General features: G+C 63.8%; 24 protein-coding genes. 7 read left to right on the forward strand and 17 right to left on the reverse strand.

Features of this window, described 5'->3' with window-relative positions; genetic code table 11:
* Positions 1-17: 17 nt before the first annotated feature.
* The 6 genes from AOP79_RS03170 to AOP79_RS03195 all read right to left on the reverse strand — a co-directional run bounded on the left by AOP79_RS03170 (position 18) and on the right by AOP79_RS03195 (position 5,538).
* Positions 18-1,310, reverse strand: a complete 1,293-nt coding sequence (locus AOP79_RS03170; RefSeq protein WP_062070344.1) for a nucleotide sugar dehydrogenase — start codon at positions 1,308-1,310, stop codon at positions 18-20.
* Between the two features lie 56 nt (positions 1,311-1,366).
* Complete coding sequence (locus AOP79_RS03175; protein ID WP_062071033.1) at positions 1,367-2,353, reverse strand: Gfo/Idh/MocA family protein; 987 nt, start codon at positions 2,351-2,353, stop codon at positions 1,367-1,369.
* Complete coding sequence (locus AOP79_RS03180) at positions 2,353-3,444, reverse strand: DegT/DnrJ/EryC1/StrS family aminotransferase (RefSeq protein ID WP_062070346.1); 1,092 nt, start codon at positions 3,442-3,444, stop codon at positions 2,353-2,355. Before AOP79_RS03180 ends, AOP79_RS03175 begins: the two co-directional genes overlap by 1 nt.
* Before the next feature lie 34 nt (positions 3,445-3,478).
* Positions 3,479-4,087, reverse strand: coding sequence for an acyltransferase (locus AOP79_RS03185; protein WP_062070348.1), 609 nt, complete (start codon positions 4,085-4,087; stop codon positions 3,479-3,481).
* A 211-nt stretch (positions 4,088-4,298) separates the two neighbouring features.
* Positions 4,299-4,874, reverse strand: coding sequence for a dienelactone hydrolase family protein (locus tag AOP79_RS03190; RefSeq protein WP_082093304.1), 576 nt, complete (start codon positions 4,872-4,874; stop codon positions 4,299-4,301).
* Positions 4,875-4,911: 37 nt separating this feature from the next.
* Positions 4,912-5,538 (reverse strand): TetR/AcrR family transcriptional regulator, encoded by a 627-nt coding sequence (locus tag AOP79_RS03195; protein ID WP_062070352.1) that lies wholly within the window; start codon positions 5,536-5,538, stop codon positions 4,912-4,914.
* 77 nt (positions 5,539-5,615) lie between these two features.
* Between AOP79_RS03195 and AOP79_RS03200 the strand changes: the two genes are divergently transcribed.
* Positions 5,616-7,088 carry a DHA2 family efflux MFS transporter permease subunit gene (locus AOP79_RS03200; RefSeq protein ID WP_082093305.1) on the forward strand — a complete coding sequence of 491 codons (1,473 nt, stop codon included), beginning with the start codon at positions 5,616-5,618 and terminating at the stop codon, positions 7,086-7,088.
* Here the strand turns inward: AOP79_RS03200 and AOP79_RS11535 are convergent.
* On the reverse strand, positions 6,987-8,021 hold the full coding sequence (locus AOP79_RS11535) for an aminotransferase class V-fold PLP-dependent enzyme (RefSeq protein WP_082093306.1): 1,035 nt from the start codon (positions 8,019-8,021) through the stop codon (positions 6,987-6,989). The two genes, AOP79_RS03200 and AOP79_RS11535, sit on opposite strands and share 102 nt — an antisense overlap.
* 78 nt (positions 8,022-8,099) lie before the next feature.
* Between AOP79_RS11535 and AOP79_RS03205 the strand changes: the two genes are divergently transcribed.
* A complete protein-coding gene (locus AOP79_RS03205) occupies positions 8,100-8,972 on the forward strand; it encodes a LysR family transcriptional regulator (RefSeq protein ID WP_062070355.1) in 873 nt (290 codons plus the stop codon).
* On the opposite strand, the gene AOP79_RS03210 is transcribed toward AOP79_RS03205, so the two are convergent.
* From AOP79_RS03210 to AOP79_RS03225, 4 genes are read right to left on the reverse strand one after another with little or no spacing between them, the layout of a single operon-like run.
* Entirely contained in the window at positions 8,969-9,463 is a 495-nt protein-coding gene (locus AOP79_RS03210) for a methylated-DNA--[protein]-cysteine S-methyltransferase (protein WP_236683199.1), read from the reverse strand. The two genes, AOP79_RS03205 and AOP79_RS03210, sit on opposite strands and share 4 nt — an antisense overlap.
* Complete coding sequence (locus AOP79_RS03215; protein WP_236683200.1) at positions 9,450-10,970, reverse strand: DNA-3-methyladenine glycosylase 2 family protein; 1,521 nt, start codon at positions 10,968-10,970, stop codon at positions 9,450-9,452. The genes AOP79_RS03210 and AOP79_RS03215 overlap by 14 nt, the downstream gene beginning before the upstream one ends.
* 60 nt (positions 10,971-11,030) lie before the next feature.
* Positions 11,031-11,831, reverse strand: a complete 801-nt coding sequence (locus AOP79_RS03220; RefSeq protein ID WP_152647976.1) for a polyphosphate polymerase domain-containing protein — start codon at positions 11,829-11,831, stop codon at positions 11,031-11,033.
* Entirely contained in the window at positions 11,828-12,448 is a 621-nt protein-coding gene (locus AOP79_RS03225) for a DUF4956 domain-containing protein (protein WP_082093308.1), read from the reverse strand. Before AOP79_RS03225 ends, AOP79_RS03220 begins: the two co-directional genes overlap by 4 nt.
* 200 nt (positions 12,449-12,648) lie before the next feature.
* On the opposite strand from AOP79_RS03225, the gene AOP79_RS03230 reads away from it, so the two are divergent.
* The 3 genes from AOP79_RS03230 to AOP79_RS03240 all read left to right on the forward strand — a co-directional run bounded on the left by AOP79_RS03230 (position 12,649) and on the right by AOP79_RS03240 (position 15,496).
* Positions 12,649-13,332: a response regulator transcription factor gene (locus tag AOP79_RS03230; RefSeq protein WP_062070361.1), complete on the forward strand. Its 684-nt coding sequence runs from the start codon at positions 12,649-12,651 to the stop codon at positions 13,330-13,332.
* 122 nt (positions 13,333-13,454) lie between these two features.
* A complete protein-coding gene (locus AOP79_RS03235; RefSeq protein WP_439644671.1) occupies positions 13,455-14,714 on the forward strand; it encodes a sensor histidine kinase in 1,260 nt (419 codons plus the stop codon).
* Positions 14,715-14,764: 50 nt separating this feature from the next.
* Positions 14,765-15,496: an NYN domain-containing protein gene (locus AOP79_RS03240; RefSeq protein WP_062070365.1), complete on the forward strand. Its 732-nt coding sequence runs from the start codon at positions 14,765-14,767 to the stop codon at positions 15,494-15,496.
* Here the strand turns inward: AOP79_RS03240 and AOP79_RS03245 are convergent.
* From AOP79_RS03245 to AOP79_RS03265, 5 genes are all read right to left on the reverse strand, one after another.
* Positions 15,493-17,115, reverse strand: a complete 1,623-nt coding sequence (locus AOP79_RS03245; protein WP_062070367.1) for an ABC-F family ATP-binding cassette domain-containing protein — start codon at positions 17,113-17,115, stop codon at positions 15,493-15,495. The two genes, AOP79_RS03240 and AOP79_RS03245, sit on opposite strands and share 4 nt — an antisense overlap.
* Positions 17,116-17,398: 283 nt before the next feature.
* Positions 17,399-17,827 (reverse strand): cupin domain-containing protein, encoded by a 429-nt coding sequence (locus AOP79_RS03250; protein ID WP_062070369.1) that lies wholly within the window; start codon positions 17,825-17,827, stop codon positions 17,399-17,401.
* Positions 17,828-17,836: 9 nt separating this feature from the next.
* Positions 17,837-18,088 (reverse strand): DUF4287 domain-containing protein, encoded by a 252-nt coding sequence (locus tag AOP79_RS11680; protein WP_062070371.1) that lies wholly within the window; start codon positions 18,086-18,088, stop codon positions 17,837-17,839.
* Positions 18,085-19,062 carry an SRPBCC family protein gene (locus AOP79_RS03260; RefSeq protein ID WP_062070373.1) on the reverse strand — a complete coding sequence of 326 codons (978 nt, stop codon included), beginning with the start codon at positions 19,060-19,062 and terminating at the stop codon, positions 18,085-18,087. Before AOP79_RS03260 ends, AOP79_RS11680 begins: the two co-directional genes overlap by 4 nt.
* Before the next feature lie 40 nt (positions 19,063-19,102).
* Complete coding sequence (locus tag AOP79_RS03265) at positions 19,103-19,450, reverse strand: ArsR/SmtB family transcription factor (protein WP_062070375.1); 348 nt, start codon at positions 19,448-19,450, stop codon at positions 19,103-19,105.
* A gap of 176 nt (positions 19,451-19,626) precedes the next feature.
* Between AOP79_RS03265 and AOP79_RS03270 the strand changes: the two genes are divergently transcribed.
* Together AOP79_RS03270 and AOP79_RS03275 are read left to right on the forward strand one after the other, a co-directional pair.
* Positions 19,627-21,414 (forward strand): beta-N-acetylhexosaminidase, encoded by a 1,788-nt coding sequence (locus AOP79_RS03270; protein WP_152647977.1) that lies wholly within the window; start codon positions 19,627-19,629, stop codon positions 21,412-21,414.
* Between the two features lie 64 nt (positions 21,415-21,478).
* Complete coding sequence (locus tag AOP79_RS03275) at positions 21,479-23,407, forward strand: cation:proton antiporter (protein WP_062070377.1); 1,929 nt, start codon at positions 21,479-21,481, stop codon at positions 23,405-23,407.
* A 10-nt stretch (positions 23,408-23,417) separates the two neighbouring features.
* Here AOP79_RS03275 and AOP79_RS03280 read toward each other — a convergent pair whose 3' ends face one another.
* Complete coding sequence (locus AOP79_RS03280; protein ID WP_152647978.1) at positions 23,418-25,103, reverse strand: DHA2 family efflux MFS transporter permease subunit; 1,686 nt, start codon at positions 25,101-25,103, stop codon at positions 23,418-23,420.
* Positions 25,104-25,110: the final 7 nt, after the last annotated feature.

Here is a 25,110-nt window from a genome sequence, read left to right on the forward strand (position 1 = left end):
TACGTCGTGGAGTGTGGCTAGGCGCCGATGACGATGCGCGTCACGGTCTGCCATGCGGCAGGGTCTGTGACGTTGCGACCGTCGACCAGAACGCGGGCGCCGGGCAGTTCGGCCGGAGTCAGGGTCTTGTACTCGGCGTGGTCGGCCTGAATGATGGCCGCGTCAACGCTGTCGCCCAGCGTGTAAGCATCCCAGCCAAACTTGGCTAGTTCCTCGTCCGAGTACATCGGGTCGTGCACCACCACGGTGGCGCCGCGTTCACGCAGTGCGGCAACCGTGGCGAACACTCCGGAGAAGGCAGTCTCCTTGACGCCGCCGCGGTAGGACGCGCCAAGCACCGCAACGGTGGTGTTCGCGAGTGATCCGCCGAGCCCAGCTGCGGTGAGGTCTACCGCATAGTTGGGCATTTCTGCGTTCGCTTCACGGGCGGCACGCACCACGGTCGCGTCGGGGTCGTTGAAGAGGTACAGACGTGGGTACACGGGGATGCAGTGTCCACCCACAGCAATACCGGGACGGTGAATGTGGCTGTAGGGCTGGGAGTTCGACGCGTCGATGACCTTGTAGACATCGATACCGTTCTTGTCGGCAAAACGCGCGAACTGGTTCGCCAGGCCGATGTTGACGTCACGGTAGGTGGTCTCAGCAAGCTTGGCGAGCTCCGAGGCTTCGGCGCTGCCCAGATCCCACACGCCGTTGGGCTGGGGAAGGTCAGGGCGCTCGTCGAAGTCGAGTACGGCCTCATAGAACTTGCGGGCAAGCTCCGTGCCCTCGTCCGAGAGTCCGCCGATGAGCTTGGGGTATGCGCGCAGGTCCTTGAAAACACGACCAGTGAGCACACGCTCGGGCGAGAACACCGCGTGGAAGTCGGTGCCTTCCTTCAGGCCGGAGACTTCTTCAATGAGAGGCACCCAGCGGTTGCGTGTAGTGCCGACGGGAAGAGTCGTCTCGTAGGAGACAAGCGTGCCCGGCGTAAGAGTTTCAGCGAGCGAGCGCGTCGCAGCGTCCATCCACCCAAAGTCGGGCTGCCAGGTCTCATCGTTGACGAACAGAGGAACCACAATCACCACGGCATCGGCGCCAGGTACAGCGTCCGCGTAGTCGGTGGTGGCGCGCAACTTGCCCGCTGCCACCAACTCGCTGAGGCGGTCCTGAAGCTCTGCCTCACCGGGGAACGGCTCGATTCCCTTGTTCACGGAATCCACGATCTGCTCGTTGACGTCAACGCCAACAACCTCGTGCCCCTTGGACGCGAACTGCACGGCCAACGGCAAACCAATCTTGCCCATCGCGATGACTGCGATCTTCATTTCTGTCTCCTCATCGGGGCATCACGCTCCTGCGGACGCCCTCGTTACATTCGTTGTTAGAGCTCGACTGCCTGGCGAGTGCGCGATGACTCAAGAACAGCATCGGCTACACGTACGGTTGCCAGACCCTGCTCCATGGTGACGATGTCCGCGTCCTTGCCCAGAACGGCATCGCGGAAGTTCTCGTGCTCGGTCTTCAGCGGCTCTGCCTTGGGGAACGAGTACCGGATCATGTCGCCCTCAGAGACCCCACGGAACTCCGCAACCGAGTCCCACTCAGTCTGCACGGTGCCGTTCGCGTAGAACGTCAGGTCGGCAGTCAACGTGTCAGCAACGAACGCACCGCGCTCGCCCGTGACGACGGAGACGCGCTCCTTGATGGGCGACAGCCAGTTCACCAGGTGGCTCGTGACTGCGTCATTGCGCAGACGACCGGTGATGGCGATGAGGTCTTCGTGCTCACGGCCCGAGCGGAAGCCCGACTGTGCCGCGACGGTGGCGAAGTCCGACTGCGTCACCCACGCAGTAAGGTCGATGTCGTGGGTGGCGAGATCCTTCACCACGCCCACATCAGCAATGCGTGCAGGGAACGGACCCTGACGACGCGTCACAACCTGGTACATCTCACCCAAGTCACCCTGGGCCAGACGTGCGCGCAACTGCTGGAGAGCAGGGTTGTACCGCTCGATGTGGCCCACAGCGCCCACCAAGCCAGCGTCGGCAAATGCCTTTGTGACGCGCTCAGCAGACTCGGGGTTCGGAGCAAGTGGCTTCTCGATCAGTGCACTCACGCCCGCGGCAGCTGCCTTCAGCGCAAACTCTTCGTGCAGGCCCGTCGGAACCGCGATCACCACGGAGTCAAGACCCATCGCCAGCAGGTCGTCGAACTCCTGATGAACCGGAAGCCCACCCGCGACGCCGTGCTTGTCGCCAGCGGCATCGGCGATACCCACCAGTTCGACGCCATCGAGGCTCTTCAGCACGCGGGCGTGGTGACGCCCCATCATGCCGACTCCTGCGAGACCGACCTTGAGATCCGCCATCATGCACCTGCCTTTGCTACTGCGTTCACACCTTCGACGATGCGGGCCAAGTCGTCCTCAGAGAGCGAGGGGTGGACCGGGAGCGACAGCACCTCGTCGCACGCACGGCGCGTCTCAGGGAGCTCCGCTTCGATGCCGAAGGACGGAAGTTCGTGGTTGGGAATGGGGTAGTACACGCCGGAACCCACGCCGTGGTCGTTCAGGAGCGCCTGAGCGAAACCGTCGCGATCCGCGCTGACGCGAATCGTGTATTGGTGATAGACGTGTGTGGCGCCCTCGGCAACCTTGGGTGTCTCGACACCTTCAAGGTTGGCGTCGAGGAACGCGGCATTGCGCTGACGCGCTTCAGTCCACGCGGGAAGCTTGGTGAGCTGGACACGGCCAATCGCGGCGTGAATGTCCGTCATGCGGGCATTGAATCCCGCGACTTCGTTCTCGTAGCGACGCTCCATGCCCTGGTTTCGTAGCAACTTGACCATGCGGGCAATGTCATCCGTTGCGCAGGACACCATGCCGCCTTCGCCGGACGTCATGTTCTTCGTCGGATAGAGGCTGAACATGCCAAAGTCGCCAAACGAACCGACAGGCTCACCGTTCCACGAGGCACCGTGTGCCTGGGCAGCGTCTTCGTAGAGCGCGATGCCGTGCTTCGAGGCGATCTCGCGCAGAGCAGTCATGTTCGCCGGGTGCCCGTACAGGTGGACCGGCATGATCGCTTTGGTGCGAGGGGTAATCGCGGCTTCCACCGACGCAGGGTCGAGGCAGAAGAAGTCAGGCTCGATGTCCGCGAAGACGGGTGTGGCGCCAGCAAGCGCTACTGAGTTGGCCGTTGCTGCGAACGTGAACGACGGCACGATGACCTCGTCGCCGGGGCCAACGCCAGCGGCGAGCAGGCCTAGGTGCAGGCCTGCGGTGCCGGATGACACGGCAACACATTGACGTCCGCCCACAAGTGCATCGGCAAACTCTTGCTCAAAGGCGGCGACCTCGGGGCCCTGGGCGATCATGCCCGAGCGCATCACGCGGTCAACGGCCTCGCGCTCATCGTCTCCAACGATGGGCTTAGCCGCAGGGATGTTCTGCTGAGTCATAGGTGTGGTCCTCCGGCGCGGGACAAGCGCGCTCTTAGTTGTAGTGGGGGGACTCGTCGCGAGCCAGTTTATCCCCCGACTCCAGGTATCTGTCACCTGTGACGGGACATATCCACCGATTGTCGCCGTCGGCTTCCAGTGGGACACCCGCCTGGCCCACCCAGCGGATGCGCTTGGCGGGGACTCCCGCCACGAGGGCGTAGTCCGGGACGTCTTTGGTGACCACTGCACCTGCGGCAACGGTGGCCCATGCGCCGATGGTCACGGGGGCCACGCAGACGGCGCGTGCGCCCACGGAGGCACCGTCCTTCAAGGTAACTCCGACGGGCTCCCAGTCGTGCGCTGATTTGGGGGTGAGGTCCGGGTTGACGGCGCGTGGAAAGTGATCGTTGGTGAGCACCACAGCCGGTCCGATGAACACTCCTGTGCCTAACACTGCGGGCTCGTAGACGAGGGCATAGTTCTGCACTTTGCATCCGTCGCCCATCGTGACGCCGGTACCGATGTAGGCACCGCGACCTACGACGCAGTTCTCTCCGAGAACGGCGTTTTCACGCACCTGAGCGAGGTGCCAAATCGACGAACCGTCACCTACGGTTGCGTCGTCGGAGACATCTGCGGAATCAACAATCCGTACGGCCATCGAGCGATGCACCTTCCTCATGGTCGCGCTCAGGCGCGATCAGTGTGGGCAGGCCGGCGTGATGCCGGCTCGCATGTGTATGAACTTCCTGCTCCACTCTAGACGGGAGCTCCACAGATTCCTGTCGGCAAACGATGCCAAAGGTTGCCCACACAGCGAACGCGCGTTGGCGCTCGACCGCAGGAGCGCGCGCACCGGACGGGCGCGGGATTTACTCGAGGGAACCCAGGAAGTCGCTGACGTGTTCGTACATCCGGTGTGAGGCCTCGTCGTCGTAGTCGGCGTGTCCTTCAAAGCCAAACAGGTGCGCGTCGCCTGGATAGACGTATTCCTCGATGGTGTGTCCGGCGTGGTCTTTGAGCGCAGCTGCCTCGTCGTCGGTGACCCAGGGATCGCGTTCCATGCGGTGCAGTTGGGCGGGAAGGTCTGTGGGCCACGGTGCTCCGTCGAGCCAGTCGGGCGGGATGAGACCGCTCATCATGATGAGTCCGGCACAGTTGTCCTGTTGCGTCGCGAGCAGTTGCGCTACCCCAGCGCCGAGGGAGAATCCGGCGTAGACGAGCGGCTCAGGAAGGGTCGGGATAGCGGCCAGGGCGCGGTCCACAAATGCTGGTGGACCTCCCTCGCCGTCGACGAAGGACACCGCGGTGTCGAGGTCGTTGAAGGTGTGGCCTGCGAAGAGGTCGGGGGTGTAGACCTCGTGGCCTTCGGACTGCAGCACCTGCGCCCAGTCGTCCACATGCCGGGTGAGTCCCAGCGCCGAATGCAGCAAAATCACCGTCGCCATGGTCTGACGTTACTGCGGGCGGAGGGCCGATGCTGGCTTAACGGCCGCTGTCGTCCAGCGGAGATTGACCTTGGGACAGCGTGATGAGGTCCGTGGAAGTCTCGCCGAAGGTGCACTGCATGAGTTCGGCTGCCGTGGGGTCGTCGGCGGCGTCCGGCATGCGCATCGCGAGCAAGGTGGTGGTGAGCATGCCTCGCGCAAAGAATGCGCTCGCTTCCTCGGGTGTGAGGCCTGCTTCTTCGCGCACGATCGTGTAGGTGCTGAGGAAGCATGAGCGCGCCAGTGGGCCAAAGGATTCGTCGTGGCCTAGGGAGAACAGGTGCAGGAGCGTCAGCAGGATGCCGCGGTCTGCCACGAGGTGTGTGTACGCGATGGCGAGTTTGAGTGTTTTCTCGTGGACGTCGTCGTTGGCGTTGAACTCTGCGATGGCGCCGCGGAAGGCTTCGATGACCTTGTCTGCTGCTCTTTCAGCCGATGCACGGAAGAGCTTCTCTTTGCCACCAAACATGCGAACTACGTAGGCCTGGGAGACGCCTGCTTGCTGGGCGATGGCGTCGGTGGTTCCCCCGGCGTACCCGCGTTCACCGAAGACGACCGACGCTGCGGTGAGGATCTGCTCTCGGCGGTCAGCTGCGCTGAGGCGTCCGGTTTCTTCTGGTGACATCTTGACATGTTATCAACCGATAACTTACTGTCGCTCCGTAAGTAGTAATCAGTTGATTACATCAAGAGAGGCAACCGATGTCCCCCACCACCACACGCGCACCCCTAGCGCTCGTCATCACGGCCGCATCAGTCCCGATGTTCATGGCCATGCTCGACAACCTGGTCGTCACCAACGCCCTGCCCGTCCTCGCCACGGACCTGGGAGCGAGCATCGAAGAACTGCAATGGTTCATCAACGCCTACTCGCTGAGTTTCGCGTCCTTCATCCTCATGGCCGTCGCGCTCGGAGACCGCCTCGGCCGGCGCCGCATCTTCCTCGGCGGCACAGCACTGTTCACGCTTGCGTCCATCGCTTGCGCACTCGCAGATACTCCCGCCCAGCTCATCGCAGCACGCACCATCCAAGGCATGGGAGCAGCGGCACTTCTGCCCCTTTCACTCGCGCTCCTGGCCTCCAACGTGACCAAGAAACAACGCCCTCTCGCCATCGGAATCTGGGGAGGCATTTCCGGTCTTGGTGTCGCGCTCGGACCAGTCATCGGCGGCGCCGTCGTGGAAGGCATGAGCTGGCACGCCATCTTCTGGCTCAACGTTCCCGTCGGACTCATCGCCATCCCCCTCGCACGCATCGCCCTTCAGGAATCACGAGGCGAACGGGTGCGCCTCGACGGCACCGGACTCGTCTTCGGCATGCTGGGAGTCTTCGCGCTCGTGTTCGGCATCGTGCGCGGCAACGAGGTGGGCTGGACCAGCCCCCAAGTGCTTACTGGGCTCATCGGCGGCACAGCGCTGCTCATCGCCTTCCTGGCCTGGGAACGTCGCACACCCGCACCCCTGCTACCGCTCAGCCTGTTCCGCGACCGCTCCTTCAGCGTGGCCAACGCGGTGGGCATGACCTTCAGCCTTGGCATGTTCGGCGCAGTGTTCATCCTGATTCAGTTCCTTCAGGTGGTGCAGGGCTACTCACCACTCGAGGCCGGCATCATGACAATGCCGTGGACTCTCGCACCCCTCGTAGTTGCACCCATCACAGGCTTCCTCACCCCCCGCATCGGTACACGACCTCTGATCGTCACCGGCTTGGCATCCCAAGCAGTCGGCTTGGCCTGGATCGCGACCGTCATGGAACCCTCCACCCCTTATGGACAGTTCGTCCCGGCGTTCCTGCTGTGCGGCATCGGCATGGGAATGGTCTTTGCCCCCAGCGCCACGGCCGTGCTGGTGAACATGAAGGATGAGGACCACGCAAAAGCGTCCGGCACCAACTCCACCGTCCGTGAGATTGGTGTGGCACTAGGAATCGCGATCCTCACCGCAGTCTTCACGGGCGCTGGCGGCACCTTCACCCCGGACGGCTACACCGATGCCGCCGTCCGTGCCGTCTATGTGGGTGCCGCCGTGTTGGGACTCGCCACCCTCATCGGCACTCAGTTGCCCGCCCGCGATTCAAGCAGCAGCCAAAGCCGGCCACAAAACGCTGACGGCACGCTGGACGTCGACGGCGTCGTTGTAGACGTGGAAGCTCAGCCGCACGCGTCCATCGCGTGAAGCAGCTCGGATCCCTGCTGCCGCGAGATCACCGGGCTCCGCACTCAGCGACACAATCGCCGACCTAGCCGGTGGCATCCCCAACTCCGCACGGAACGCGTCCGCCAAACCCACGCAGTGCGCGTGGGTGGCGGCGCGGTCCTCGCGGGCGTGGATCTCCAACGCCACAGCGGCCGCCTCGCAAAGTTGCCAGGGCGGTGACGTGTCGAGTCGACGCGCGCGATCACTCAAACCCTCGGAGGCATAGAGGTTCGCCCACGGCTCGTCAGACCCGTACCAAGACGCACACACGGGACGGAGCCAGGAAGCCGATGCCCGCACGGCCGCAAGCGCAATGCCACGCGGCGCATTGAGCCACTTATAGGCAGACGCCACAACAATGTCGAACTGTGTGGCATCGATGGGTAGCCACGGGGTGGATTGAGTCACGTCGACGAGGGTGCGGACACCTGTGGCGGCCGCGGCGGTGGCCAAACCGTGCAGGTCAATGAGTGCACCGTTGCGGGATTGTGCAGCCGAGACGGCAACGAGGTCCACGCCCGGACCGATGCTGTCGATCAGTGCCGCCAGCGGCACGGCCTGAACCGTGAGTCGAGGGTCAGCAAGGAATGGGCGCACCAGTGACCCAAAGTCCCCTTCTGCCACGAGCACGCGCGCGCCGTCTGGGAGGGAGGCTGCCGTCATTCCGACGATCTGGGATGTTGACCCGGCGAGTGCCACATCCTGCGCACGGGCACCCACAAGCGATGCGAAAGCGGTGCGCAACCGCTCAACTGCGGCGTCAGCATCGGCCGGATCCATGGCCCCTGTAGCCCAAGAGTCAGTTGCTGCATGCAGTGCCTGAACCGTGGCGCGTGCGGGCAACCCGTAACTCGCGGTGTCGAGGTAACCGCGGGACTGACCGAAGGCATCGGCGATCCGTGAACTCAGCATGCTTCCATCGTGCGCCGTGAGGCGGACTGCGACAAGATGGTGTTGTTCTGGTCCTCACCAAGAAAATTTCGAGGTCTCATGATTGACGCCGAACGGCTCCTGATCTTGCGTGAAGTCTCGCGCCACGGATCCAAAGCTGCCGCTGCCCGCGCCCTCACGCTGTCCGAACCCACCGTCGCCCATCACCTCGCGGCCCTCGAACGCCAAGCCGGAGTGCCTCTCACTACCCGAGTAGGCCGCGTCACCAGACTCACGTCCGCCGGCGAGTCCCTGCTCGAACACGCCAACGCCATTGCCGACTCCCTCGCAAGCGCCGAACGCGCCATAGCCCAACACGCCGACCTCTCCGGCGGGCGACTGCGCATCGCAGCCTTCACGTCCTACTGCGCGGTAGCGCTCCCCAGCCCACTGGCACAGTTCGCGCGACGCTACCCCGGGGTCGAGGTAGGCCTCGTCGAGACGGAGACGGACGATGCCCTGGCACTCTTGGCCGCAGGCGACGTCGACTTGGTCATCGGGTTCGCTGACGACGCCACACCCGCGCCGCGCGACATCGCCGTCAAGATGCTGGAATCCGACGAATACCTCGCCGTCATGCCCGCCACACACCCGGCCGCACGACGCCCCACCATCGACGTCGCGACCCTGGCCGATGACACTTGGATCTCCGGCTGCCAACGCTGCCGAGCACACCTGCACGCCCTCGCCAATGCCGGAGGCTTCACACCCCAGATCGCATTCCAAACCGAGGACTATGTGACAGTTCAGCGGCTCATCGCCGAAGGTCTAGGCGTCGCGCTCCTCCCCCGCATGGCGCTCGCCGCCAGCCCTGAAGTCCCCGGCATCGTCACCGCACCCACCACGCCAACGTCCTACCGCGAGGTGTTTCTCGCAGTCCCCCGCGAGGCGTCCGCAGCAGCCCGCACCTTCGCCGGGCTCCTGGCGCCCTAAGCCAATAGGGTCGCGCCAGCCTCTCGCTCCAACAGCGAGCGCTTCACGTCCACTCCCCACGCAAAACCAGTCAACGCACCCGACGCCCCCGTCACACGGTGACATGGAATGAACAACGCAATCGGATTAGCCCCACACGCAGCCCCCACTGCACGGCTAGCGCCCGGCGAACCCAGTTCCGCAGCAAGTTCACCGTAGGTACGCACCTGCCCCGCCCCGATGCCGCGCAACGCGTTCCAGACGGACTTACGGAACGACGTACCCATCGCCGCGACCGGTACCTTCGCCACCGCACGGTGGTCGCCTTCATAGAAGGCCGTGACAGCATCGGCTGCCTGCACGGGGCCGCGCATCCCAGGTCCACCGTTGAGGCGCGAGCGCAACGCGAGTTCGTGCGCGTCGTCGGTCCAACCCGCGGCCACCACAACACCGTCTTCTTCAATCACCACGAACGTGCCATCAGGCGTGTCAAGACAATCATGTACGCGCATGGGCGCCTCCATTCTTCAGTGACGCCGCACGCCACGCATGCAACATCAGATAGCTGCGCCACGGCGCACATGTGGCGGCCGCCGCAGTAAGTTCCCGAGGAGAGTCCGGCAGACCCAACTCACGTGCGCCCGCACGCACCGCAACATCACCGGTGAGCAACACATCGGTCGCGCCGAGAGCACGCATGGCGACATAGCCCGCGGTCCAAGGGCCGATGCCGGCAAGGGCTTCGAGCGAAGCGACACCATCGGCGACGGCTACTCCCGGATCGAGGCGCACAGTGCCCTCGGCCAGCGCGGCACACGCCCCTACGAGCGCGGCGCGGCGTGCGCGTGGACCGCGCATCCACTGTTCCCCCTGCTCAGCAATCGCAGCGGGAGTGGGAAACAGTGTGGTGACCGTTCCTGTCGCTAGACCTGCGGGGAGGGCTTCACCGAGGTTCGTCACCAGCGTTTGCGCTGCAGTGCGTGCAGCGGCAACGGTGACCTGCTGACCAACGATCGCGCGCACCAACATCTCTGCACCGTCCACTGAGCCTGGAATACGAATCCCAGGATTCGCGAGGACGGACGGCGCGAGGTGAGCTTGGGCAGACAGTGCCGCATCAATAGCCACGGGGTCGGCATCAAGGTCGAGGAGGCGTCGCGCACGGGCCATCAACTCCGGGAGATCGCCCACATCAGTGATGTGCGCCGTCACCGACACCTCCGCTCCGGCCGGCCGCAATGACATAACGGCCGGACCGCGCGCAAGCATGAGCGACCGTGAATACCGTCCATCCGAGACGTCCTCCACCCCTGCCAGCGCACGCGTAGCCAACCACGCGAGTACCCCTGCACCATCAAAGGGCGCACGAGCTGCCAGACGCAGAGAGACCGTGACTGGCTGGTCGGCATCGACCCGCTGGCGACCGCCCAGCCCGCCGGGACGTTCCGTGTGCCGCGCACGTGCCCGCAGTTCGGTGGGGGTCAAGCCAAAGACCTCCCGGCACGTGTCATTGAACTGCCGCACCGAGGAGAACCCGGCAGCATGCGCAACATCGGCTGCGCTGAGCGTTGTCGCGACAAGAAGGTGCCGTGCCGTTTGCGCACGCTGCGCACGGGCCAACGCCACAGGCCCGGCACCCAACTCGTCAACAAGAATCCGGCCCAATTGCCGCGACGAGTATCCAAGCCGGCGCGCGAGCCCAGGAACACCTTCCCTATCCACCACACCGTCAGCGATGAGCCGCATGGCGCGGGCTGCAGTGTCTTGGCGCAAGTTCCAGGCAGGGCTACCCGGGGTCGCTTCAGGCAGACACCGACGGCACGCCCGGTAGCCAGCCTCGTGGGCTGCCGCTGAGGTCAGGTAGAACGTGCAGTTTTCAGGTTTGGGTGTGCGAGCAGGGCACGATGGCCGGCAGTAAATGCCCGTCGACCGCACCGCTGTCACAAACTGTCCGTCAAAGCGCGCATCACGCCCATGCACGGCGGCATACCGTGCAGCGAAGTCCATAGGCGTGTCCATGACTCCAGAATGCCGCGTATTGGACAGCCATGCTGGCGGTTTTCGGACACCGCCGTGGCGCTACAAGAGCGAGACATGGCCGCGCAGTGTCCGCGACCAACGGTTGTGGGGCAACTCGGGGTGCAACGCCGCGAGCGACGTGCAGTACTTCGAGACCTTCGCAGGGCGAACCCCGTGACCCCAGAGCGCCCGGTCCACTGTTCCTGCACGTGACTGAGACTTGGTCTCCACGATCAGGCAGTCCGCGAATGCTGCTGCACGCCCGTCTGCATCAATTCCAGTGACGTTCGAATCGACTGTCACCCGGGCATCGGCCGTCAGCATGGTGGTGCGCAGATAACGGGTAGTCAGCACGGGTCCCAACTCGCGAGCGGCCGCCGCAATCCCTGGGAACCCCGAGACGAAGTCCAAGGCCTGCCCCGACAACGCGTCCGAACGACCCACCGCGCCCTCGAGGAACTCGCGATACTTCACTGTGTCCCCGGTCCGCGACCTGAGTTTCACCTCAACAGCCGTGGTTCCCGTGTCCAGATACGAGCGGGTGCGGACCTTGTAGCGCGAAGGCCGCTTGTGTGCGGCGGCACGGTAACTTTCCCACTCTGGAGTGTCGTAGTAGGTCGAGGCGTACCGGAAGGCACGCACCCCGTCGATCTCGAGGACGCGCGGTCGTTGCGGGAGCGTCGCCACCACGTTGGCCCACGTTGCGGGGCTCACCAGATACTTACGGTCGACGCGCTGTTGCAGCGCCGCGGCATCGTTGATTTCTTCAAGCGAGACGGGGCCAAGGTCCGACGCCCACGCAAGATCGGGGATGGTGGCGAGAGTGCCCGTCGGGGTCCAGGTGACGGTTGCCGCAGTCATCGTGCGCTGCCCACAGTGGCGGGGATCTGTGTGTGGTGGTTCACAGACTCCTGCGGACGCTGGGCTGGAACGCTGTCCCGAATCGTGTACCGGACATCACACAAGGTGGTCTGCTGCACAAGGTCGGTTTTGCGGATCACCACGCGAGCCACGTCTGCATTGAGGAGGTCTTCAAGCATGTGCTTGGCTTCGTCTTCAGTGCTGACCGCGCGGTCCAACATGACCTGCTGCGTACGAGCCTTGGCGTAGAGGCGAGGGCTGTCACCAATCGTGATTGCGAGAATCAAGATCGCCATCAAACTCAACCCAATGACGCCGTTGATGCCCGGGAAGCCACCCAAGAGGCCAAGCGCGATCGCGGTGAAGTAGTACGCGATCTCGGAGTGGTCCATCTCAGTGGATCGCAGCCGGATGATCGACAACACGGCAAAAATGCCGAGGCCAAACCCGAGCGACACATCCGCCGTGGCCATCGCATAGGTCACTCCCATGACACCGACGTTGATCGCCAGGAATGCGACGATCATGTCTCGCCTACGGTGCCGGGGGAAGTACAGGCCAAACACCAGAATGGTGATGGCAATGAGGTCAGCGGCAATCAGTGCGTAGATAGTCATGGGACAGCAACTTTCGGATCAGAGCTCGTAGGTACCGGGGCACCGTGACTGCGTTATGCAGCCATGAGCGGAATTGGTTTCCATTGCATCGGGCATTCATGAGAACTGGCTGAGAACCAGCACACAGATGGCTTGGAAGCCCTCCGCCGCTCCCCGGTGATTCCCAGCAGGTTCTTAGGCGAAGGTGCTTCACTGGAGTCATGAACGCTCGACAGATCCTGGTAGTAGACGATGAGGACAATCTGCGCACCATGTTGGTGGCTGCCCTCAAGCACTCCGGTTATGACGTCGTACAGGCAGTGGACGGCGCGGAAGGCCTCAAGGCCGTGAAGGAGCACCGGCCAGATCTGATCGTGCTCGACGTGATGATGCCCAACATCGACGGCTTCGCCATGTGTAGGCGTCTGCGTGATGCCGGCGACCGTACCCCCGTGATCTTCTTGACCGCGCGCGATTCTTCCGCAGACAAGATTGAGGGTCTGCGCATCGGCGGAGACGACTACCTCGACAAGCCGTTCAACCTCGATGAACTCGTCGCGCGCGTGGAAGCGGTGTCGCGCCGCTTTGAGCGCGAACCCTCCTCCGCCACCACATATGAAGTGGCCGACCTCACCCTCGATGACATTGCCCACCGTGTGACCCGCGGCGGCGAGGAGCTCTCGCTCTCCCCTACCGAGTACCGACTGCTCGCGTACCTCATGCGCAACGTTGGCCGTGTCCTGTCCCGTGGACAACTCCTTGAGAACGTGTGGGGCTACTCCGCTGACGATGACCCTGCCGTGGTGGAGACCTACATCGGCTACTTGCGACGCAAGGTCGACGCTGTCGAGCCCAAGCTCATCCACACAGTGCGTGGAGCCGGATACACGTTGAGGGCTTCGTGACCGCTCGACGCACCTTGTCCCTGCGTGACCGCCTGTGGTGGGGGCTCGCTGCGATTGGCGTGATCTCGGTAGTGGTGGCTGTGATCGTCGCCATCACGACCCACCAGTTCTTGGTGGCTCAGATGGACGATCGTCTTGACTCGTACGCTGGTGCCGTCTCCCTGGACCAGCCCATCAGACAGATACCGGAGGCTCTTGCCGAGATTGACGAGGACGAACGCCCGTCAGAGGCCACCCGTGGCTACATCGACCAGGACGGCAACTTCTACGTCATTGTGACCTCGAACATTGAAGGCGCCAGCGACGCTGTGCCCGTGGTTCCGCTTGCCGAACTCACGGATGAGCGCACCCATTTCACAACCGAGGCCTCCGAAGGTTCGAGTGAGTTCCGTGTGCTCGCGCGCCCCACCGCCAATGGCTGGGACATCACGGCGTTGCCGTTGGACGATGTGAAGTCCGCGACAGGTCGCCTGGTGGCGATCGAAGCTATCGGCATCGCCCTTGTCTTGGGGACGCTGGCTTTGGTCGCCTGGTGGGTGAACAGACTGGGAATCGCGCCGATGCGCCGCATGGTTGACGCGTCGACTCAGATCGCGGAGGGCGACCTAGATGTGCGCCTCGCCGCAGACCAGGGCGGGACCGAGACGAATGAGTTAGCGCACTCACTCAACACGATGATCGGGAACCTGACGGACTCACTCGCGGAACAAGAACGCTCCGAAGCCCGCCTGCGCGAGTTCGTCGCAGACGCCTCCCACGAACTCCGCACCCCACTGACCACCGTGCTCGGCTACGCGGAACTGCACCGCCGGGGAGCGCTTGAAGATGACGACAGCCAAAACGATGCGTGGGCGCGAACAGAATCCGAAGCCGCCCGCATGCGTCGGCTCGTCGAAGACATGCTCACCCTCGCCAAATACGATGCGGAACCACACCTCGACACACGCGACATCGCACTCGGGGACCTCGCCACGGAAATCGTCGCGGATGCAACAGTCGCCTACCCCGAAACGTCCTTCGAGTTCACCGGCGGAGACGCAACAGTCGCCGCCGACGGAGACCGACTACGCCAAGCCATCCTCAACGTGATTGCCAACGCCGCCATCCACGGCGGGGATACCGTCACCGTCACCGTTGCCTCTCACCACGACGACGCCGCCATCACAGTTCATGACAACGGGCCGGGCATGTCCCCCAGCGTTGCCGCACGCGCCACGGAACGATTCGTTCGTGGAGACACGTCACGCCAACGCGCCACCGGTGGCGCAGGCCTCGGCCTTGCCATCACTGCCGCCATCGTGGACGCCCACGGCGGCACGCTGACGGTGGAGTCCGAATCCGGCGAAGGCACCACGGTGACACTGGCACTACCCACCGCCTGAACCTCGGCGACCTCGCTACGTCGGAGGCAGCTCTGTGCCACAGTACTTCCATGGCCACAGCCCCGGACCAAGCACGCCTCGCCGTTCTCATCGACGCCGACAACGCGCATTCCAAGCACGTCGAACAACTCTTCGTGGAGATTGCGAAGTACGGCACCGCGAGCGTGCGGCGGGCCTACGGCGACTGGACTACCAATCAACTCAAGCCGTGGAAGGACACGCTGCTCAACCATTCGGTGCAACCCATCCAGCAGTTCAGTTACACCCAGGGCAAGAATGCAACTGACAGCGCCCTGATCATTGACGCAATGGATCTGTTGCATTCAGGCACCGTCGACGGCTTCTGCCTGGTCTCCAGCGACTCCGACTTCACCCGACTGGCAGCGCGTATTCGCGAACAGGGTTTCAGTGCTTATGGATTTGGCGAACGCAAGACCCCCAAGCCCTTTGTTGCCGCATGCGACGCCTTCATCTACGTGGAGAATCTGGAGCCACCGGAAGCATCGCCCCCGGCTTCATCTTCACCGACATGGAAGCACGATCCCAAACTCGACTCGCTCCTCAAGGAAGCCGTGATGTCGGCGGCTCGCGACGACGACTGGGCCCACCTCGGCGAGGTTGGCAACAAACTGCTGCGCCGGGCCTCGGACTTTGACCCGCGCACTTGGGGTTTCTCAAAGCTCAAAGACCTCATGGCCGCTCACCCGAACTACGAGGTGAAACTTCCTGCAGCCGGCAACGGTGTGATGGTGCGTCGCAAGCCTTCGCGAAAGAAGAGCTAACGCACCAGAGAGTCCGTGAGTGCACCATTGGCAAGGCTCCACTCACGAGTAGGCCCGATCTGCGCCACAAAGTCTGCGTCGTGGCTGACCACCACGAGCGCCCCGCAATAGGCGTTGAGCGCTTGCAGGAGTTGCTCTCGGGTGGCGAAGTCGAGGTTGTTCGTCGGCTCGTCGAGCAGGAGCAACTGCGGCGCTGGCCGCGCCAACAAGACTGTCGCGAGTGCTGCCCGGAACCGCTCGCCGCCAGAGAGTTGGCCTGCTGGCCGTTCCGCCGCAGCCCCCCGAAAGAGGAACTTCGCGAGCTGCTCACGGACCTCGTGGGGGCTCGCGCCACCTGCGCCGCGGAGCACGTTGTGCGCGACGGACAGATTCGGGTCCAGCACATCAAGGCGTTGAGGCAAGTAGCCCACAGGGACCGGGATCTCAACGGTGCCCACACTAGGTGCGAGGTAGTCTCGCGCGCTCGCCGACAGCAACGCCCGTAGCAGTGTGGTCTTGCCCGCACCGTTCGCGCCAGTGAGCACGATGCGCTCGGGCCCTTGAATCAGCGCATTCACGCGGTGGCCATCCTCAAGGCGCCATCCCCGCAACGCGATGTCGTTTAATGCTGCGACGTCTCGACGCGGGGGCACCGCAGTGGTGGGCAGGTCGAGACGGATTTCCCGATCACGCCGGGCCGCATCCTTGGCGGCATCGAGCCGTTCGCGTGCAGCCTCCGCCCGAGCCTCATGCACTGCTGAGGTCTTGGCCTGAGTCACCTGTGCATTGGCCTTGCGCTGGTTGGCAAGAATCTTTGGCATGTCTTTGCCCTGTTTGGCTCCTTGACGCTGCCGCTTCCCCTCGCCTTCAATATGGGCGCGCAACTCGCGCTGCTGTCGGGACGCCTCTGCCGCCGCGGACTTCACCTCGGCATCGGCCCGTTCCCGTTCCGCCTCGACTGCCGCTTCATAGTCCGCGAGGTTCCCGCCAAACCATCTCAAAGAGCTCGCGCGAAGTTCACCGATCGCAGCCACCGCCCCCAGCACACGGCGATCATGACTCACCACCAATGTCGCGCCGTGCCGGCGTTGGAGTGCCGCCAACACCTGTGCGGTAGCGGTCTGATCGAGGTTGTTCGTCGGTTCATCGAGCAACAGCACATCGGGATTCGCATGCAGAGCAGCCGCGAGCGCCAACCTGGTGACCTCGCCGCCCGAGAGTTCACCGACCGTGCGAGTCAGGGTGTCTGCCGGGAGGCCCAATGCCGCCAACGTGGCGAGTGCGCGTTCCTCGGCATCCCAGTCGTCGCCGATGGTGTCGAAGTGACGTTGGTCAACGTCGCCTGACTCCACCGCGCGAATAGCGGCGCGAATGTCGCTGAGTCCCATGACGGCATCGGCTGGGCTGTCCGTAGCGAGCGCGACGTCTTGGGCCACGTACGCGACGCGAGAGGGCCGATGCACGGTGCCAGTTTCAGGCGAGAGCTCGCCGGCGAGCAGTCGCAGCAGGGTTGACTTGCCGGTGCCGTTGGTGCCGACGAGCGCGGTCAGGCCGTCGCTGACAGCACCGGTGACGCCGTCAAGCACTCGAGTGCCGTCGGGCCAGGAGAAAGTGAGGTGGGAAAAGGACAAGGAAGGCATAGGTTCTCGCAATTGCGTCTGGGGCAGATGTGCCAATGGCAGATGTGCGCGTGGCCAGACAGTGCGTCTGGCGAACCTAGATCTTCAACGGAGTGCTCCAAGCAACTCGGGGGTGATGTCCAGTTCCATGCTACGTCCCAGGAGGGGCTTTGGGTAACTTTCTGACCGAAAGCGTCGTGAATCCCCTACCGCGAAGACTCCGTGCAGGCCGCGGATGCTGTGCAGGCGGCCGATGCTGTGGTGATGGTGCGGTGGTGATGGTGCGGTGGTGATGGTGCGGTGGCTACCAGGGCATGGGCTTGTCGAAAATGGGCTTGGCGTCGTTGGGCAAGTGGGGAAGCTCGCCGCCGTCGCCACGAATGCAGAACCAGGTCAGCGGCTCGGTGCCCTCGGGGTCACAGCGCCACGTCCGCATGACGCCCTGCCCCACACGGATCACAGTGCCGGCGCCCACGTCTACGACCTCGTCATCGAGACCCATCTGGCCACGGCCGGTCAGGAACACGAATAGTTCCTCCACCGACGAATGCGCATGCCAGTAGCCCGCCTCTTCACCAGGAATCATGGAGTTCACCGACATCCCGATGAACTGCATGGGAAGCTCGTGATCCACCACCCGGCGCCCGTCGCGCGCGCGATCAGGCTTGAAGCCGCCGTAGTATTCGCGCCAGGATTCGATGGGGCCTAGTTCCATGCGTTGTACGTCGCTCATGCGTCAACGTTACGTCTCAATGCGGGACTTCACCCAAGCAACCACAGCATTGGCGTGTCCGTGGCCCATGCCGTGGTTGTCCTTGAGGTCAGACACCACGGCCATGTGCGCCTGGCCTTCCGCCAAACCCGCAACCGCGATATCCACCCAATGCTGCATCGGCTTCCCGTATGTTTTTTCGATACTGGGGAAGTAAGAGACAGGACCCTTCAGGGTGGCCCCGGACTCGATATCCGGGGCCACGATCCGCTGCTCGCTCACGCCAGTGCCTCGCGCTCAAGACGTGCGTACGAGTCCTCCATGCCGTCCACCATGCCGGTGCTCAACACGTATTCACGCAACTCTGCGGTCGGGTACGTGATGACCATGGTGAGCAGCGTCCCGTCAGGGTGTTCGGTAAGGGTCAGTTCGTTGGTGGTCTGCGAGTCCTCCATACCGATCATCGACTCAGTCATCACGGCACGGTGCGGGGCCTCGAGTTCGAGTGCCGTGCCGGTGAAGCCAAAGCGCTCCCCCTCGACACCCTCGTCGGGCTCCCACTCGTTGCGGTAGGTCTGACCCACCTCCGTCGCTACCTCGCACACCGGCATGGACCAGCCGTCAGGGCCGAGCATCCACTTGCGCATCAGGTCCGGGTCCATGTGTGCCTTCCACACTTGCTCGACGCTTCCGCGAATCACCCGGGACACGCGCGCTTGGGTATCGCCCAGGAGCGTGAGGTCGGCACCCTTGCCGGCCGCAAACGACGCGAGGTCGGCCAACACGGCGTCGATCTGGCTCATGGCGGACTTGGTGCCCTCTTCCATGCCCATGTCGATCAGTTGCTGGAGTTCTTCGAGCGAGTTGAAGTGGGTCACGGTGACCAGGCGCGAACCTGAGTCCGTTTCTTCGAAGGAGAAGGTCATGCGCATGGACGGCATGTCGGCGTTCTCGTTGCCGTCGCCGTCCGCGAAAACGTCGCGCACTTCAAAGGAATGTCCGGGCTCTACCTTGAGGAACTCCCATGCGGCGCCTGACGTCTCGCCGTCTGGTCCCGTCATGTAGTAGTGGCTGCGACCTCCCACAAAGACGTCGTGGCGCGTGAAAGTGGCGGGCCATTCGACGGGACCCCAGAACTTTTCGAGCTGACGGGGGTCGGTGTACGCCTCCCAGAGCCGCTCGCGGGGGGCGGCAAAGTCGGCGGTAATGGTCATGGTGAGTGCGTCGAGGTCCTTCTCGACTGAGGTGACTGGCATGGCGAAGACCTTTCGGTGAGGGTGTCGAGGGTGAGGGTGTCTAGTCAGTGGATCGTGGCTCGTCAAGCAGTGCGTCGAGGCGGCCGATGCGGTTGCGCCAGATCTGCTCGTAGGCGTCCAGCAGGCGCTGGGCGCGACGGATTGCTTCCGGGTTACCGCGGACTCTGCGTTCGCGGCCGTAAGGGTGCTTGGTCACAAGGCCCGCCCCTTCAAGAACGGCGACGTGCTTGCTGACCGCCGCGAAAGACATGTCGTACGTGCCAGCGAGCTCGGAGACCGAGGTCTCTTCCACCAGGGTGCGGCGGATGATGTCGCGGCGCGTGGCGTCGGCGAGGGCGCGGAAGATCCGGTCAACCTCGTCGTCAGTGAGTTCAGTATCTACAACCATTTGGTTATACGTTACGCCCGGCGAGGTTCGCCGTCAACAGATAGGCAGCGGCAATTGCGGGGCCACGGCGGAACCGCAGCGGAATGAGCCCACGGTCCCCACACGCGCCAGCCACCCCGGTGCAGCATGCGCGACGGTGGTCGACAGTGCTGAGAATGCGCCCGTACGCTCTGCACATGAACGATGGCACCCTTGCACTCACCCCTGCGCCCGTGCGCGTCCAACGTCACACCGGAACCTGGGACGCCCCCGAGACTCTGACCGTCCACGCCGCCTCCGATCTGCTTCCCGCAGCACGCCGCTGGGCCCTCGATACCGCCGCGGCCTTCGACGTCGATGTGCGGGTTGAGAACGCAGACTCCCCCGCCTCGGCCACGCCTGATGCAGACGTGACTTTCGTCATTGACGCCAGCATCCGCACTGCCGGCTACCGACTCGCTGTCACCGAGTCCAGCGTCTCCATCACTGTGGCCGACCTTGCTGGCGCTCACGCCGCCACCCAGACGCTGCGTCAACTCACCGGCCCGCAGGCGTTCCGGCGTGCGCCACGCGCGGACATCCCGCTCGCCATCGACGCCGTCACCATTGAGGACTACCCCCGCTTTGGCTGGCGCGGCATCCATCTCGACGTCTCGCGTCACTTCATGCCCAAGCACGAGGTGATGCGGTTTATCGACAACGCAGCGGCCCACCACCTCAACCTGTTCCACTTCCACCTGACAGACGATCAAGGCTGGCGCCTCCCGCTCGATCGCTACCCAGAACTCACGGAAGTGGGTGCATGGCGCCCGCGCTCGCAGGTGGGTAACTCCTACGACGACGTCAAGTTTGAGGAGCGGCCTCACGGTGGCCGCTACTCCAAGGACGATCTGCGCGAGATTGTGGCTCATGCCCGCAGCCGAGGTGTGACAGTCATGCCCGAGATCGATGTCCCGGGCCACGTGGAAGCTGCCATCGCCGCCTACCCACAGCTCAGTTCCACCGGCAAACCTGGCTCGGTCCTGACCACATGGGGCATTAGCCGCGATGTGCTCAACCCGTCGCACGAGAATGTCGAGTTCTTCAAGAACGTGCTGGACGAGGTCATGGAGATTTTCGATTCCGTGTTCATCGGCATCGGCGGAGACGAAGTGCCCACCTCGGCGTGGAAGGCCAATCCAGACATCGTGGCGCACGCCGAATCGTTGGGCCTGAACAGCGTCTCCGATCTGCACGGCTGGTTCCTTGGTCAACTGGCGACGCACCTAGAGAGCCATGGCCGACGTGCAGTGGTGTGGGATGAGGGCCTCACCGAGCACCTCCCACGCAGCGCCGTCGTCACGTCCTGGCGCGGCATCAACGCTGGTGCTGTGGCGATCAAGAGCGGTCACGACGCCATCATGGCTCCCGAGCAGGTGCTCTACCTGGACCACCGCGCGTCAGAACACCCCGACGAGCCCATTGCCGTGGGTTTTGCACGCACCATCGAGGACGTCTTGGCATTTGACCCGCTGCCCCCCGAGGTCATTGCCGCTCACCCAGAGTTGGAGTCCGTGGAACGGGCCGATGCCGTGGCTCCGTTCCCAGGCGACCGTCCAGTCGCAGACGAGGGTGAGCAGGGCGCACTGTTGGGCGCGCAGGCACAGGTGTGGACGGAGCATTTGGACAGCCCGCGCCGGGTGGACTACGCCACGTGGCCGCGGCTGGCCGCCGTTGCGGAAGCCCTGTGGTCCCCGCACATTGACCGCTCCCCGGGCACGGATGCGTCACGAGGCTTTTTGGAGCGTTTGCGCCACCACCTGCCCATCTTGGATGCGCTCGGCATCGAGTACCGCCCGCTCGATGGTCCGCACCCGTGGCAGACGCGCCCAGGCATCACCACCTACAAGCGCGACCTGGCCAAGGAGATGGAGTTGGCCGGCTGGACTGGAGCCGGCGGTTTCCGTGAGGACGAGGACGGCAACGAGTACACCAACTCGATGTAGCCGCTTCCAGGTTGGACGTGACATAGTCGCAGGTCTATGAGGTCGCGCGACTAGGCTCCCCCTTATGACTTACGCCACGACGATCGTCGTGATTCTCGCGGCAGGACTGACCGCGCAACTCATCGCGGCCCGAGCACGCATCCCCGCCATCATCGTGTTGATTGCCACTGGTCTGATCCTGGGCCCCATCACTGGGTTCTTGAGTGTCCCCGGCGGCAATACCGAGGTCTCCGCTCTGATTTCACTGGGTGTTGCCGTGGTCCTCTTTGAGGGCGCCATGGATCTGCGGTTCGGCGAGGTCGAGCGGGTAGGCAAGGGCATTCGCCGCCTCACCATTTTTGGGCCGCCGGTCGCGATGGTGCTGGGCTCACTGGCTGCACATTATGTGGGCGGGCTCGAGTGGCCGGTGGCGTGCGTTCTGGGCGCGCTCCTCGTCGTCACTGGACCCACCGTGATCATTCCGCTTCTGCGTCAGGCGCGACTCAATCAGGAATCCGCGGCCTTGTTGAAGTGGGAGGGGATCATTAATGACCCCATCGGCGTGCTCCTTGCGCTGCTCACCTTGCAGTACTTCCTGATTGTCGACGCCGAAATTGCCCCTGACTTGGGGGACATCGCACAAGCCATTGGCGTGGCATCGGTGGTCGTGACACTCGTGGGAGCTGTCCTCACTGCGGTGGTTCTGGGATCCCTCGCCGGGTTTGGCATTGGCACAGTGTTCCGTCGAGGCTGGCTTCCCAATCACCTCAAGTCGCCACTGTTGCTGGTGTTGGTACTGGTGGTCTACTCGGTTTCGGACATCGTGGTGCATGAGTCCGGGCTGCTGGCGGTGACGCTCATGGGCATCATCTTGGGCAACATGAATTTGGCTGAGCGCGACAGGCTGCTGGACTTCAAGGAAGGCATCTCCGTTGCCATCCTGTCCGCGCTGTTCATCATCATTCCGGCACAACTGGAACTCAGCCAACTGCTGCTGATCGACTGGCGGATTGTCGCGTTCGTTGTGGTGTTGATGTTTGTGGTGCGGCCTTTGACCATCGCGCTCGTCACGATCAAGTCACCGATTCGTTGGCAGGATCGGGTGCTGTTGGGATGGATTGCGCCCCGCGGAATTGTGGCGGCAGCCACGGCGGGTGTGTTTGGTCCGGAACTCATCGAGGCGGGGTACGAGGACGGCGATGTCTTCTTGCCGACGGTGTTCTTGGTCATCATCGTCACGGTCATCGCACACGGCTTCTCCATTGGATGGCTGTCGCGCAAACTTGGCCTCTCGACGGGACCGCCTAACGGCTTGCTCATCGTGGGAGCGTCCCCGTTCTCGGTGTCGTTGGCGAGAGCAGTTGCGAAGCTGAAGGTCTCTGTACTGGTCACTGACATTTCGTACCAGCGTCTTCAGCCGCTGCGGATGGCGTCCGTGCCGGTCTACTTTGGTGAAGTGTTGTCCGAGGACGCGGAGCGCGAGATGAGCAAGCGCAGCCTCAGTTACATGCTGTGCGCGTCAGACAACGACTACTACAACGCGTTGGTGAGTCGCTCGCTCGGCCCCGACTTTGGGTATCACCGGACGTTCCAACTACCTCCGCAGTCAGAGTCCGCTGACGAGGACAAGCAACTCACGTTCCAACGTCGCGGCTCCTATGCGTTCAACGGCACGTGGGACTACTTTGACCTCAACGACCGCGTGGCCTCGGGATGGTCGATTCATACGACCAAAATCACCGAGGGCTTTGGCTGGGATGCGTGGCAGCAGCGGCAGGCGGAACGTGGTGTTGATTGGATGCTGGTGGGCCAGGTGTCACCGGTTGAGGGGTTGCGGCTCTACGCCAACGATCAGACCTTTGAGCCTGAGGCGGGCTCGACGTTGCTGTTCTTCGCTCCCGATCACTCCAAGCGCGAGCGGGCGGCAGAGCGTGAGGCGGCGACGGGGGCTCAACGCGTCGTCAAGCCAGCCGATGGTGGGGCATCGTCGAGCGCTCCGTCATCTCAGGAGTAGGCCACCAGGGTCAGGCGAGCTCCGGGTTTTGCCTCGCGGCACGACGCACCATCAGTGATCCACCCAAGCCGATGCTGAGGAAGACTGCGGCGACAAGGAGTGACGCTCGGGTCGCGTCGGCGAATCCGTCCTCGAGGCTTTCCACCACGTCTGGGGTGGCTTCACCCAACGGTGAATCGGTGCCGAGGTCACGACCTTGACTGATGATGGAGCCTGCAGAATCAGCGGTGGCATCGGTGAGTTGCTGAACTTCCGGGTCAGGCAAAGCGAGCGGTTCGAGTGATTGCGGCACGGTTGTGGCGAGTGCGGCCGCGAGCGCCGCGCCTACCACGGCGGTTCCGAGTGCAGAACCCACTTGGCGGGCCGTGGACTGTGCGGCGGACCCCTCACCGGACTGCTCGGGTGGGACTTGGCTGAGGGTTGTACCGGTCAGTTGTGCGGACGCGAACCCGAGTCCGGCGCCGTACACCACCAGTACTGCGCCAAGCGCCCAGGGGCTGACGCCTGCGGTCGCGATCCACGCCACGAGCAGAACACCGATGACCTCGAGCGACAGACCCAGCACGACCACTTGAGGCGCACCGAATTTCGCAGCGACGTGACGTGCGGATGCTCCTGACACGAACGCTCCGAGCGCCATGGCCGCGAGCACGTAGCCGGCGCCCATCGTGGACAGTGCCAGGACGTTCACGAGGAACAGGGGGAGCACAAAGATGATGCCGAACTCACCGACCGCAACAGTCATCGCGGTCAGGTTGCCCCACCGGAATGTCGGCAGGCGGAACAGTGTGAGGTCAAGCAGTGCGAGGCGGCTTCGGCGGGCTTGGCGCTTCTCGTTTGCCACAAACAACGCGAGCAGCAGGAAGCCGACGACGAGGGCAACGGGAACGATGGAGATGGGAGCAGTCTGGGGCCACGTCCAGGGGCCGATGTCGAGGTCGGCAGTGGCGTTCCACCAGCCGAACGTTTGGCCTTCGATCAACGCGAACACAATGAGCCCAAAGCCGAGTGCGGACGTGACGAGGCCTGCGATGTCGAAGCCGGGCTTGAGTGTGGAGATCTTCGTTTCTGGGACCCAGAGGAACACTCCAATGAGCACGATGGCCGCGACCGGCAGGTTCACGAGGAAGATCCACGGCCACGTGAAGGACGTGGTGAGCCAGCCACCCGCGAGTGGTCCGAGGGCTGCGGCACCGGAGATGACGGCACCCCAGATCCCGAATGCGGCGGCGCGGTCTTTCCCTCGGAAGGTGGCATTCACTGTCGACAGGGTGCCGGGCAGGATGGCGGTTGCACCTAGGCCCTGCACCAGGCGACCCACGATCAAACTGCCCGCGCTATCCGCGCTCGCGGCAATGAGTGAGCCGATGAGGAACAGGATGACGCCCACGGTGAGGATGCGTCGCCGTCCTAGCCGGTCTCCGAGTGAGCCAGCGGTCAGAAGGAACGCGGCGAGGACCACGGCATAGGACGCGGACACCCATTGGGCGTCGGAGAGGTCCATCCCGAGGTCCTGCACGATGTCGGGGATGGCGACGGCCACAATGGTGCCGTCGATCACCACGAGCGAGAGAGCAAGGGCGAGGACTATCAGTGACCGCCAGCGGTTCGCGTGTGCCTTGGAATCGACGTCGGGCTCGCCAGCCGTGTTGTCTGGGGGTTCGGGCGCTGGGGTGCGGGGCGTATCGGAGGTCACGCTTCGA

It is taken from the genome of Demequina sediminicola (genome assembly GCF_000975055.1).
GTDB lineage: Bacteria > Actinomycetota > Actinomycetes > Actinomycetales > Demequinaceae > Demequina > Demequina sediminicola.